Origin of the sequence: Desulfurobacterium sp. TC5-1, from assembly GCF_000421485.1 — a bacterium.
Classification (GTDB): domain Bacteria; phylum Aquificota; class Aquificia; order Desulfurobacteriales; family Desulfurobacteriaceae; genus Desulfurobacterium_A.
The window spans coordinates 1,212,093-1,224,061 of sequence record NZ_ATXC01000001.1; the positions used below are offsets into that span (position 1 = coordinate 1,212,093).

Here is an 11,969-nt window from a genome sequence, read left to right on the forward strand (position 1 = left end):
AGACCATGAGACGTCTTATTTATCTTGCTATTGCAGTTGCTGCAACCACATCATTTTCATGTGCCCAGACCCAGACAGCACAGACCGGCACAGCAAATTCAAAAGACGTAAAAACGCTCATCAAAAAAATGTTCGGTCACGCGGGCGGAAAAAATCTTGAGCTTGTTGATGTAGAACCAACAAATAAAACGGTAACCCTGAGAGCATACAAGTTAAAATTCAAAGACAAAGCGGGAAGCAGATACATCTATGGCTACGTATGGATGACAGACAACGGTAAAAAAATGGCTTTAAAGCTTTACAGATTTGACTCAGAAACAAAGGGAGGCATGCCGCTTGCATCTGTAATAGAACCAAAAAAACGGGAAGAAATGATCAAAACCGATTTAACCTGGTTTAAAAAAATACTCAAAGAACTTAACGAAAACAACATACCTCATGTTGTCGGAAACGGCAACAAAACCGTATATATAGTATGGGATGTCTACTGCCCATTCTGCTACGAAAACTTCTCAAAAGTTGCAGAGTCTTTAAAGAAAGGGATAAAGCTCGTTTTCGTACCTCTTCCCGTTCACGGTCAACGTTCTATAAAAGGTTTTGTCTACTACACCTACCTTGCCAGAAAATATGGAGCCCAGAAAGCGATGGGACACATATTCATGAGAGGAAACGGAAACTTCATAAAATTTAACAAGAGTTTAGCTGAAGAGGTCGCAAAGAACTACAACAAAATACCGGAAAAAGAGAGAAAAGAGCTTGAGAAATTCTACACAAAAATCAGAGCTGACCTGCTTAAAAAAGGCATAAATGCAACGCCAACAATCATCTACATTCCGCCAGGCGAAAAGAACAAAGGATACATCCATAGAGGATTTATTCCTTTCAACCAGCTCTTCAAGTTAAAGTAACGATGAAAAACCACGGTATTGAGCTTAAAAACTTAACCGTAGGTTACAACATAAAAAAGCCCCTGATTAAGGGGCTCTCTCTATTTATGGATGAAGGAGAGTTCTGGGTAGTCGTAGGACCTAACGGGGCTGGAAAGTCAACACTTTTAAAAACCATATTAGGAATAGTTCCGCCGCTTGATGGTGAAATCTACATCCACGGCGTCAACTGTACAGATACAGGCTATTGTGAAGAAAAGCAGTTTCTAAGTTACGTCCCCCAGATGGAAAGTTACTCAAAAATCTTTCCGGCAACCGCCTTTGACATCGTAGTGTCAGGACTGTTCCCGAGAAAAGGACACTTTGAACCTGTAACCAAGAAGGATAAAGAGCTGGCTCTTCACTGGCTGAGAACACTTGAACTTGACCATCTCGCCGATAAACCCTTTTCAAAACTCTCAGGAGGACAGCAGAGAAAAATTCTCATAGCAAGAGCCCTTGTGGGTAATCCCCACTACCTATTCCTCGACGAACCCACAACCGGCGTAGATATCAAAAGCTCAAGAAAGATTCTCAACATAATAGCCAGCCTCAACAAAAATAAAAAGTTTGGTATTCTTATGGTTACCCACGACCTGAATTTCGTCTGGCCGTACATTGAAAAGGTAATCATCGTTGGAAACGGCAAATTTGTAGCTGGAAAAAAAGAGAAAATAATAAACGAACGAGTTCTATCGGAAATTTACGGAGTAAATGTAAAGATTATCGAAACTCCAGGAGGTCCCATATTCCTTATAGGAGACAAACATTATTGAAAGAGAGCACTTTCAATTACTTTGAAGAGTTCCTCTTTTAATCTTTCAAGTCCTCCTTCACCGGCATATTCAAACCCTGCCGCCATAACATGTCCACCACCACCAAACTTCCTTGAAATGTCAGCAACATCCACTTTCCCTTTAGAACGGAGAGAAACCTTCCACTTTCCTGCTTCATACTCTTTAAAAAACACAGCCACTTCAACGCCGTCAATTGATCTGGGGTACTTTATAAAACCTTCCGTTTCCTCAATACCAGCACCTGTTTCTTCAATAAATCTTTGATAAAGCGTAATGTAAGCAATTTTTCCATCAAGAGCAAAGTCTAAAGTTTCAAGAACCTTTTGAAGCAACTTTATTCTGGTTACCCGATTCCTTTCGAAAAGGTTCTTTATAACAGTGTAAGGATTTATCCCTTTCTCAAGTAAAAACGCAGCATTTCTCAACGTTTGAGGTGTTGTAGAGCTGTAACCAAAACTCCCCGTATCGGTAACCATACCTGTATATATCGGAAGAGCTACATCATAATCTATAAGCTCTTCTCCTATCAGTTTCATTATTTCAAGAGAAAGCTCGCACGTGCTCGGCATAGAAGGTTCAACTATTGCAAACGTACTCTGGGGATTTGCCGTTGCATGGTGATCTATAACAAGAGAATTTCTTGCCGAAATGGATTCAAAACCTGTTCTTGAAAGTTCTGAAACATCAAGAATTATAGCCCAATCAAACTGTTCTTCTATCTTTTTTGAAGAGACAATTTTCCCTACATTAGGCAAAAAGTCATAAAAATAGGGAACCTCATCGTAAAGAATCACTTTTACATTACTTTTAAGTTTCCTCAAAAAATTGAACCACCCGAGAGCACTTCCTATCGCATCACCATCTGGATTTTTATGGGATGTAATAAGTATCCTTCCTCCCATATTCTCTATAAGCTGAGCAACCTCTCTCCTTGTCATTATTTTCAACGCACGTCTCCTAACATAATATCAGGTGCTACTTTAAACTCAGGTCTTGGAACAACTTTCATCCTGAGACGCTTCCCAAGCAGGTGATGGATATATCCGGCTGCGTGATTAAGCACATTCACCATCACTGCCGCCTCTTCACTCTTTAAAGCGGAAATATAAACAACTGCCTTCCGCCCGTCCTTTGAAACATCAACGGAAAAGACAGAAACAAAAGATACACCTTCCGGTTTATCTATCTCAAATGTGATGATGTCAGAAATTTCCCTTCTTAAAAGAGACTCTATTCTCTCCTTACGCCTATTTTTCATACGCCACCAACCGTAAGTTCTTTAACTAAAACAGACGGACTGCTTATATTTCCTATCCACCTGCTATCCCTTCCAACCTCACTTATGTTGTTTAAGAGATGCTTAACGTTGCCTGCAACAGTACATCCAACAACAGGCTGAACAACACTACCTTCTTTTAAAAGAAGGCCGCTGACACCGATAGAAAACTCACCAGAAATAGGATTAATGGTGTGAATGCCCATTGCGTCGGTTATAACCAAAACCTCTTCCGGCGTTCTTACAAGACTTTCAAAAGACAGAGCTCCGGGCTCAACTACAAGATTCGTAACGCCAGGTTGTGGAAGGGAAGCAATACCGGTTCTTATACCGTTTCCGGTAGTTGGATGGTTCAACCTCCTGGCTGAGTATATATCAACTAAAAAGTTTTTGAGAACACCTCTCTCTATAATGGCTTTCTTCCTGGTAACTGTTCCCTCATCATCGTAGGGTCTCGAACCGATTCCATCCTCAAGGTGGGGATTATCGTATATGGAAAGAACATGACTTGCAACTTCAAATCCCAATTTACCGGCAAACAGGGACTTTTTGCGCAAAACATTGTTACCCAAAAACCCTGCAGATAGAGCATCTATAAGCTCAGCAAAAACAACGTTCTTGAATATAACAGGTATCTTTCTCGTTTTCATTGGTTTTGCACCTAAAAGAGAAACCGCATTTTCAACAGCTCTCATCGCAACAATATCGGTATTAAGCTGAGAAAAATGTCTAACAATATCAAAATCCCAGCCCATCTGACTGTCACCGTTCTCTTCCGCCTTGAGCATAACACTAAGTGAAAAAGAAGTTGTCTCGTAAGAGAAAGAGTGATCGTTCGAGTTGTAATAGAAAACCCTAGTAATAGAGTCATTGTAGGACGCCTTTCTTACAACTTTCACCCTTTTATCAATAGAACGAACTTTCTCCTCAAGCTGGCGTGCTACTTCAACCTTTCTTTCAATGGAAATATCTCTGAAATTTTCATCAGAAAGAGGAAAGTCAAGTGAAGCTTGAGCAGGCATAGAAAGCTCGTACTCATCAGGATCAGCACCCCTTGCGTTCTCCCTGGCACACTCAATAGCTATCCTTATTCCATCATCACTCGTATCTCTGGTGTAGGCAAAACCGAGACGGTCATCAACGATAACCCGTATAGCAACGCCTTTTTTAACGGGAACCTTAATCTTTTCCACAGTCCCATCCTTAACTTCAACACTATAGCCTTCAGTGGAAACAGCATATATATCAAACTTTCCTATATCTTGCTTCTTCAGGATGCTTATTACCCTTTCAAGTCCTCTTTCCATAAACAGCCTCCTGTGTTAAGCCTGCCTATTCTACAGGTTTTCAAAAAATGAAACAACCTCTCTCTGCCTGCCGCATGTCTTTTCACCTTCAGGACAAACACCTGTCATGTAACAGGCAGGGCCAACTTTCTCAAAAATTTCCGGGAGTTTCTCCCTCAAAAGTTTAAGCATCTTAACAGCCATTTCTCTTATTTCCCACTGAGCCCTGTTGCAGGTTCTCAATCTTAAAAAATGAATAAGCTCCCTTCCACTCATTGTAAACACGATCCTTGTAGAACAGGCGTTGGGGAGAACAAACCTCGCATCTTCTTTGGGAACACCTTTTTCTACAAAAGACTCATAAACGCTACCGAGAAAGGACATTACTTCGTCAAAAGAGAACCTTCCCATTTCTGTTTCAACGTACTTATCTTCAAGAGATTCTGGCTTCACATAGGGAAATTTTTTCATAGAAACATACCTTTGAGACTGCTGACTGTAAGAAGCCGGCCTGTGACGTACAAGTTGATGGGAGCATGCTCTTGATATCCCATCTACAAGGAATGTAAAAAAAACATGCTTTTCTAATTCCTCTTTTTTAATATCAATATCTGGAATGTTGAAATCAAGAAGTATAACTTTCATAATCACCCCTGAATTTTTCCTTCCTGCTTTAGCCGTCTTATAAGATGATCCTCTTCCCCAACTTCTTCCCAGCCTTTAGCCCTCAAAATACAGCTATCACATTTGCCACACGGAATTTCACCACCCCTGTAACATGAAATAGAGTATGAATAATCGGCACCAAGGGAAAGGCCAAGTTTAATTATTTCCCCTTTCGTCAACCTTATTAAGGGAGCGTGAATGTGCCATCTGCCACCTTCAGCACCTACCTTCGTTCCCCTATTTAACGCTTCTTCCATAGACTTAAGGAACTCGGGTCTGCAATCTGGATATCCACTGTAATCAACCGCATTCCATCCGCCAGCTATATCTGTACACCCTTTAGTTTCCGCATAAGCAGCCGCTATGGAAACGAAAATACCATTTCTAAAGGGAACATATGTAACGGGGATACCTCTTTCTTTTATTTCTTCAATACTGTGGGCTTCCGGCACATCTATATTTTTATCTGTGAGAGCTGAACCGCCAATTTTTGAAAGGTCAATCTCAAAAAGCTTGTGCTCTTTAACACCTGCATTTTCAGCAATCTTCTTTGCCATTTCAACTTCTATACTGTGCCTTTGCCCGTAAAAGAACGTTATTGCATACACATCGCTAAAATGGTTTTTAGCCCAGTAAAGGACGGTCGTTGAATCGAGACCACCGGAAAGAATAACAACGCAGGAACTCATCACTTTACCTCTTTTACCTTAATAGGTTTAACTTTCAAACTGCAGATACCATCTGTTATCACCACTTCTTTAATCTTTCTACCAGCGTAAATGTAGGTTTCGGTCAACTTACCAAAAGAGAATTGCAACTCATAAGGTGTTATTATTTTATACGATTTTTCGTAGATATAACCTGTAAGCATCGATTTTAGTTGCTGAGGAGAACGGAGATACTTTGCAAAAGGGGCAAGGTTTCTATCTGCAAACAGCTCACCATCTTTTATAACTATTCTCCCACCATAAACACCAGCCGTCCCGTAAACCCTTATTAAAGCTCTACTGCCATCAACAAACAGGAGAGCTTTTCCAGAGACTGCCGTCCCATTGGAACACGAAACTGAACATTCAACTATACCTTTTATCTCTTTAGATGGCCTCTTAATGAAGTTCCAGGGATAGGGTACTACCGACGGTTTTGTTTGAAAAACGCAGGAAGATAAAAGGAGTACTGGCAAGACAAGAAGGAATATCCACCTTTTCATTATTTTTCCCGCAATATAAAATGGTCGGGGCGACCCGACTTGAACGGGCGACCTCTGGCCCCCCATGCCAGCGCGCTACCAGGCTACGCCACGCCCCGACACATTGAGTAAATATAAAAACTTCAGAGAAAAAATCAACAAGAAAAAAGGGGGGAAGCCCCCTCAGCAGTATTATTCAAGAGATTGAGCTTTGTTTATAGCATCAAAGATGTCTATCTTAACACCGGGATCCATTGATGCTGATATAGCCATACTTTTAACGTACTGCCCCTTAGCACCTGAAGGTTTGGCAGCAAGAATTGCCTTTATAAGCGTAAGGGCGTTTTCAAGAAGTTTCTTTTCATCAAATGAAACTTTACCTATTGGTGCATGAACAATACCGGCCTTTTCAACTTTAAAGTCAACTTTACCGGCTTTTGCATCTTTAACCGCTTTTGCAACATCAAAAGTAACGGTTCCCGTCTTCGGGTTAGGCATAAGACCCCTTGGACCAAGAATCCTGCCCAGTCTTCCCACTTTACCCATCATGTCAGGTGTCGCAATGAGAACGTCAAAGTCAAGCCAGCCCTGCTGGATCTTCTGAATGAGATCATCACCGCCAACAAAATCTGCGCCAGCCTCTTTCGCTTCATTGAGTTTTTCACCTTGAGCAATAACGGCAACTTTAACATCCTTTCCAAGACCGTGAGGTAGAACTACACTTCCCCTTACCATCTGATCCTGATACTTAGGATCAACATTAAGCCTTACTGCAAGTTCCACGGTCTGATCAAAGTTCCTCTTTGTTACATCTGCCATCTTTTTAACGAGAGAAACCGCTTCGTTAATTGGATATGTCTTTGTCCTGTCGATGAGGGCAAGTGCGTTCATGTACTTCTTACCGTGTTTTTTAGCCATTTTCTCCTCCTGTCGGCATTCTAATCTTCATGCCTCCCACCATGAAAGGTGGTAAACGTTAATACTTTTAATCAGTCAACTACTTCCACACCCATGTTTCTGGCCGTTCCTTCGATTATTCTCATGGCAGCTTCTATATCGTAACAGTTAAGATCCGGCATTTTTGTCTCTGCGATCTGCCTAAGCTGATCTCTTGTAATTTTTCCGACCTTTTCTTTCTTTGGCATATGAGCACCTTTATCTATTCCGGCCGCCTTTTTAATGAGAACAGAAGCCGGAGGCGTCTTCATTATGAAAGTAAATGACCTGTCAGCGTAGATAGTTATAACTACAGGAATAACTAGCCCTTTCTTGTCCGCAGTTGCAGCATTGAACGCCTTTACAAATTCCATAATATTAACACCGTGCTGACCAAGTGCCGGACCAACCGGTGGTGCAGGTGTAGCTTCGCCAGCAGGCAGTTGAAGTTTAACTTCAGCAACAACCTTTTTTGCCATTTTATTCCTCCGCTATTTATCTCATTTAGCTTACTTTCTCTATCTGGTCAAACTCAAGCTCAACCGGTGTTTGCCTATCAAAAATGTTAACTAAAACAATAACCTTTTCTCTCTCCGCATCAATTTCTGATATAACACCCTCAAAGCCAATAAATGGTCCTTCTTTGATCTTAACTCTGTCGCCCCTGTCAAACTTAAGTTTGGTAACCTTAGGCACACCTTTCTCAAGCCTTTCTCTCATTGCAACTATTTCAGATTCCGGTACAACTACCGGCTCTCCACCCGTGCTAACAAATCCGAGCACTCTCGGAACAGCTCTAACCGTGCTCCTTACTCTGTTATCAAGTTCCGCTTTTATGAACATGTAACCGGGATAGAGTTTATCTCTCAACTCTATCTTCGCCTCTGCCTTGAGATCAGGACACTTTATTTTCTGGCCGATTCTATCTATTGGTTTTTGAGGAAGACACCCCTTCTTTGTCTCTACAGGTTCCGCCCAAACCTTACCATTTTCAATGTGAAAAACTACCTTTTTTCCATCGTCCGTTTCCACCTCATAGGTAACAGCCTCACCTTTTAGAGGGAAAACAGCCTTTTCCTTTCCGGCAACCTTTATAACGACCCTTTCATTTGCCGGTATAAAAATCTCTTCCACCTTATTCAAGAGCCCTTCCTGTTGCAGGGCTTTAACGATATTAGCTCTCACTCTGTCTTCAAAACCAGACTGAACGTGAAGGGTGTACCATCTGCTCTCAGCCATTAACTTAAACCCCTTGTTTGATTATGAACTGAAGAAGTTTCGTAAATATCATATCTATAATCCAGAAGTACGCAGCTATTATACCTGTAAAAGTAAGTACTCCAATGGTACCTTCCACTACCTCTTCCCTATTAGGCCAGGTAACTCTATTTAGTTCCTGCTTAACTTCCTTAAGAAAAGTCACCGGGGACATTTGCCCTCCACAAAATAAATAAAATGGCAGGCCAGGAGGGACTTGAACCCCCAACCGCCGGATTTGGAGTCCGGTGCCCTGCCAATTGGGCTACTGGCCTACCCTTTATGTTTCGCGTGTGAGAATATAACCTATTTTACTTCTCTATGCAAGGTGTGTTTATTGCACCAGGGGCAATACTTTCTAAGCTCAAGTCTCTCCTGAGTATTTCTCTTGTTTTTAGTAGTAGAGTAGTTTCTTCTCTTGCACTCTGTACATGCAAGCTGAATTATCTCACGAGGTCCCTTCTTGGCCATTTCAAACTCCCGGATGATGAGGTTTTACAAAATTAAGGGCATCCACAAGGGATGCCCGCCGATGAGAATTTATGTATTTTTTTCAATTAGTCAAGGATTTCAGTAACAACACCTGCACCTACAGTTCTACCACCTTCACGGATAGCAAATCTGAGTCCCTCTTCTATAGCTACAGGTTTGAGTAGTTCTACTTCAAATGTTACGTTGTCTCCAGGCATTACCATCTCTACGCCTTCAGGTAGCTTTACCTTCCCTGTTACGTCTGTGGTCCTGAAGTAAAATTGTGGCTGGTATCCGTTGAAGAATGGTGTGTGTCTTCCGCCTTCTTCTTTTGAGAGTATGTATACTTCCGCCTTGAATTTCTTGTGGGGGTTGATTGAGCCAGGCTTGGCTACTACCATTCCTCTTTCTACTTCGTCTTTGCCTACGCCTCTTAAAAGTATTCCTACGTTGTCGCCAGGCATGGCTTCGTCAAGTAGTTTCCTGAACATTTCTATTCCTGTCGCTACTGTCTTGATCGGTTCTTCCCTTAGTCCAACTATTTCTACTTCTTCGCCTACTTTGAGTGTTCCTCTTTCTACTCTTCCTGTTACTACTGTTCCTCTTCCTGAGATTGAGAATACGTCTTCTATCGGCATGAGGAATGGTTTGTCTGTTTCTCTTACCGGTTCCGGTACGTATTCGTCAAGGGCTTGTACGAGTTCGTAGATTGGTTGACAGTCCGGGCATTCCGGTGATGTGCATTCAAGTGCTTTGAGGGCTGATCCCCTGATTACCGGTACTTCGTCTCCAGGGAATCCGTATTCGTTGAGTAGTTCTCTTACTTCAAGTTCTACCAGTTCAAGTAGTTCTTCGTCGTCTACCATGTCGCATTTGTTTAGAAATACTACTATGTATGGTACGTTAACTTGTCTCGCAAGTAGTACGTGTTCTCTCGTCTGTGGCATCGGTCCGTCTGCAGCTGATACTACGAGTATGGCTCCGTCCATCTGGGCAGCACCGGTGATCATGTTCTTGATGTAGTCTGCGTGGCCAGGGCAGTCTACGTGGGCGTAGTGGTATTTGTCTGATTCGTATTCTACGTGGGCCGTCGCTATCGTGATTCCCCTCTCTCTTTCTTCCGGTGCTTTGTCTATGTTGTCGTATGATACTTCTTGTGCCATCCCTTTGAGTGCAAGACAGTGGGTTATGGCCGCTGTGAGTGTCGTCTTACCGTGGTCTACGTGTCCTATCGTTCCCACGTTCTTGTGGGGTTTCGTCCTTTCAAATTTTTCTTTCGCCATGTTCCTTTCCTCCGCATATAATCAGTTATTATCCCCTGTTTGATTTCCAAAATTTAACATTTACTCTGGAAAATTCAATACCAAAATTACAAAAAATTTTTTACCATCTTGACTTTTAAAGATAGGATTATAAAATTAGTTTAGTCGATGTAGAAGGCAGTTTACGGAACGCTCAATTCAGGCCGGAAACTTTAAGGAGTTGAAAGCTTTAGCCCCGAAGGCATGCCGTTTCTGCCTTCGGGGCTTTTTAAATTTCACAACACGTTTTAGAGAGGTTAGGACGCATGGAGAAGCTTACAGGAACAGTTAAATGGTTTGACTCAAAGAAAGGATACGGCTTCATTACAGCCGACAATGGACAGGATGTATTCGTCCACTACACAGGTATAGCCGGTGAGGGCTTCAAAACCCTTGAAGAGGGTGAAAGAGTTACTTTTAACATTACAGAAACAGACAAAGGTCTGAAAGCTGTCGACGTAGAAAGAGAATAACAAAATAAAATTGAACTGAATGCAATTGCCACGGCGTGTCTGAAACGGCGGCACTACCGTGGCAATTTTTATGAAATTGTGAAAAAACTGACCCCAAAATAAAAATCATAAACACACAATATAGAGGAGATCAACTTATGGCTTTTTCATTCGAAAACTTAAGTAAAGACATTCAAGCTTCACTTAAAGATATGGGATTTAAAGAACCTACTCCCATACAGAAAGAAGCAATCCCGGTAGCCATGGAAGGTTGTGATATTGTCGGCCAGGCACAAACAGGAACAGGAAAAACCGCAGCCTTCGGCATTCCTATAATAGAAAGACTCAACAGGCCAAAAGGCGTCAAAGCACTAATCCTGGTCCCCACAAGAGAACTCGCAATTCAGGTTTCCGGTGAATTATCTTCCATAGGAAAGAGGAGAAAAATCGGAATCTATCCCATATATGGTGGCGTACCTATAGGAAGACAGATATCTCTCCTTAACAAAGGAAGATGCAATGTAATTGTTGGAACACCGGGAAGAGTAAAAGACCTTATCGACAGAGGCGTTTTAGACCTTTCAAATGTTGAAATTGTGGTTCTTGACGAAGCTGACCAAACGCTCGACATGGGATTCATTGAAGATATTGAGTACATTCTCAAAAAAACACCTATAGAAAGACAAACTATGCTCTTTTCAGCAACATTGCCAAATGAAATAAAGAAACTTATTTCCCGCTACCTTAAAAGCAGCTATAAAACGGTAAAAGTTGGAAAGTCAGTAATAACGCCCAAAGTAAACCAAAAAATCCTGTTTGTAAAAAGCGATGATAGGCTGAAAGCCTTAATAAAACTTCTAAAAGAGAACAGAAACGAAACTACTATAGTCTTTGTAAAAACAAGACGGGACGCGGCTGATCTTGAAAGAAGACTTCAAGAAAAAGGTATCGACGCAAAAGCAATTCATGGCAATCTGACACAACGTCAAAGGGAAAATGTAATGAACGCTTTCCGGAAAGGTAAGGTAAGGGTTTTAGTCGCAACCGATGTGGCAGCAAGAGGTATAGATGTCAAAGATGTAGGAATGGTTATTAATTACGAACTGCCCGAAAATCCTGAAATTTATGTTCACAGAATTGGAAGAACAGGAAGAGCGGGGAGAGAAGGTATAGCTATTAGTCTTGTTGCTGACAGCGAAAAAAACCGTCTATACAGAATTAAAGGCCTCAGCAGGGTAAGAAAAGAAAAATTCAAAGGAATAACCGTTGAGGACCTCAAGAGAGAGATTCATTCCGCAAGGATAAAACCCCTTTACGTAAAAATGGCCAAAGATCTGCTGAAAAACAGAGAAGAGGAAACCAAAATAGTCGCCTTTCTTCTCGAAAAACTTTTATCTTAACACGCACAGCTA

Annotated in this window: 16 protein-coding genes and 2 tRNA genes; 4 read left to right on the top strand and 14 right to left on the bottom strand. The window is 41.6% G+C overall.

All coding sequences use genetic code 11. The features are described from left to right. Window positions 1-5 precede the first annotated feature (5 nt). The gene (locus H153_RS0106265; protein WP_022847289.1) at window positions 6-908 is read left to right on the top strand and encodes a thioredoxin domain-containing protein; all 903 of its coding nucleotides are present in this window, start codon (window positions 6-8) and stop codon (window positions 906-908) included. 2 nt (window positions 909-910) lie between these two features. Next, on the top strand, window positions 911-1,702 hold the full coding sequence (locus tag H153_RS0106270) for an ABC transporter ATP-binding protein (RefSeq protein ID WP_022847290.1): 792 nt from the start codon (window positions 911-913) through the stop codon (window positions 1,700-1,702). Here the strand turns inward: H153_RS0106270 and H153_RS0106275 are convergent. The 14 genes from H153_RS0106275 to tuf form a co-directional block, all read right to left on the bottom strand. Further along, window positions 1,696-2,661 carry a bifunctional oligoribonuclease/PAP phosphatase NrnA gene (locus tag H153_RS0106275; protein WP_027720059.1) on the bottom strand — a complete coding sequence of 322 codons (966 nt, stop codon included), beginning with the start codon at window positions 2,659-2,661 and terminating at the stop codon, window positions 1,696-1,698. The genes H153_RS0106270 and H153_RS0106275 overlap by 7 nt on opposite strands. A 5-nt stretch (window positions 2,662-2,666) precedes the next feature. Next, a complete protein-coding gene (gene rbfA / locus H153_RS0106280) occupies window positions 2,667-2,981 on the bottom strand; it encodes a 30S ribosome-binding factor RbfA (RefSeq protein ID WP_022847292.1) in 315 nt (104 codons plus the stop codon). Next, window positions 2,978-4,306 (bottom strand): TldD/PmbA family protein, encoded by a 1,329-nt coding sequence (locus H153_RS0106285; protein ID WP_022847293.1) that lies wholly within the window; start codon window positions 4,304-4,306, stop codon window positions 2,978-2,980. The genes rbfA and H153_RS0106285 overlap by 4 nt, the downstream gene beginning before the upstream one ends. 30 nt (window positions 4,307-4,336) lie before the next feature. After that, complete coding sequence (gene thyX / locus H153_RS0106290; RefSeq protein WP_022847294.1) at window positions 4,337-4,930, bottom strand: FAD-dependent thymidylate synthase; 594 nt, start codon at window positions 4,928-4,930, stop codon at window positions 4,337-4,339. Window positions 4,931-4,932: 2 nt separating this feature from the next. Continuing rightward, a complete protein-coding gene (gene queC, locus H153_RS0106295; protein WP_022847295.1) occupies window positions 4,933-5,640 on the bottom strand; it encodes a 7-cyano-7-deazaguanine synthase QueC in 708 nt (235 codons plus the stop codon). Continuing rightward, window positions 5,640-6,161 carry a hypothetical protein gene (locus H153_RS10095; RefSeq protein ID WP_027720060.1) on the bottom strand — a complete coding sequence of 174 codons (522 nt, stop codon included), beginning with the start codon at window positions 6,159-6,161 and terminating at the stop codon, window positions 5,640-5,642. The genes queC and H153_RS10095 overlap by 1 nt, the downstream gene beginning before the upstream one ends. 21 nt (window positions 6,162-6,182) lie before the next feature. Next, window positions 6,183-6,259, bottom strand: a tRNA-Pro gene (locus H153_RS0106305). 73 nt (window positions 6,260-6,332) lie between these two features. Further along, window positions 6,333-7,058, bottom strand: a complete 726-nt coding sequence (rplA, locus tag H153_RS0106310; protein WP_022847296.1) for a 50S ribosomal protein L1 — start codon at window positions 7,056-7,058, stop codon at window positions 6,333-6,335. A 71-nt stretch (window positions 7,059-7,129) separates the two neighbouring features. Continuing rightward, the gene (gene rplK, locus H153_RS0106315; RefSeq protein WP_022847297.1) at window positions 7,130-7,555 is read right to left on the bottom strand and encodes a 50S ribosomal protein L11; all 426 of its coding nucleotides are present in this window, start codon (window positions 7,553-7,555) and stop codon (window positions 7,130-7,132) included. 25 nt (window positions 7,556-7,580) lie between these two features. After that, window positions 7,581-8,315 (bottom strand): transcription termination/antitermination protein NusG, encoded by a 735-nt coding sequence (gene nusG / locus H153_RS0106320; protein ID WP_022847298.1) that lies wholly within the window; start codon window positions 8,313-8,315, stop codon window positions 7,581-7,583. A 4-nt stretch (window positions 8,316-8,319) separates the two neighbouring features. Then, window positions 8,320-8,508 carry a preprotein translocase subunit SecE gene (secE, locus tag H153_RS0106325; RefSeq protein WP_022847299.1) on the bottom strand — a complete coding sequence of 63 codons (189 nt, stop codon included), beginning with the start codon at window positions 8,506-8,508 and terminating at the stop codon, window positions 8,320-8,322. A gap of 24 nt (window positions 8,509-8,532) precedes the next feature. Beyond that, a tRNA-Trp gene (locus tag H153_RS0106330) sits at window positions 8,533-8,608 on the bottom strand. Between the two features lie 31 nt (window positions 8,609-8,639). Continuing rightward, a complete protein-coding gene (gene rpmG / locus H153_RS10100) occupies window positions 8,640-8,804 on the bottom strand; it encodes a 50S ribosomal protein L33 (protein WP_076712945.1) in 165 nt (54 codons plus the stop codon). A gap of 86 nt (window positions 8,805-8,890) precedes the next feature. Further along, on the bottom strand, window positions 8,891-10,087 hold the full coding sequence (gene tuf / locus H153_RS0106335) for an elongation factor Tu (protein ID WP_022847300.1): 1,197 nt from the start codon (window positions 10,085-10,087) through the stop codon (window positions 8,891-8,893). Window positions 10,088-10,371: 284 nt separating this feature from the next. Here tuf and H153_RS0106340 point away from each other — a divergent pair, with 284 nt between their 5' ends. After that, complete coding sequence (locus tag H153_RS0106340; RefSeq protein ID WP_022847301.1) at window positions 10,372-10,578, top strand: cold shock domain-containing protein; 207 nt, start codon at window positions 10,372-10,374, stop codon at window positions 10,576-10,578. A 137-nt stretch (window positions 10,579-10,715) separates the two neighbouring features. Continuing rightward, complete coding sequence (locus H153_RS0106345; RefSeq protein ID WP_022847302.1) at window positions 10,716-11,957, top strand: DEAD/DEAH box helicase; 1,242 nt, start codon at window positions 10,716-10,718, stop codon at window positions 11,955-11,957. The last annotated feature ends 12 nt before the right edge of the window (window positions 11,958-11,969 follow it).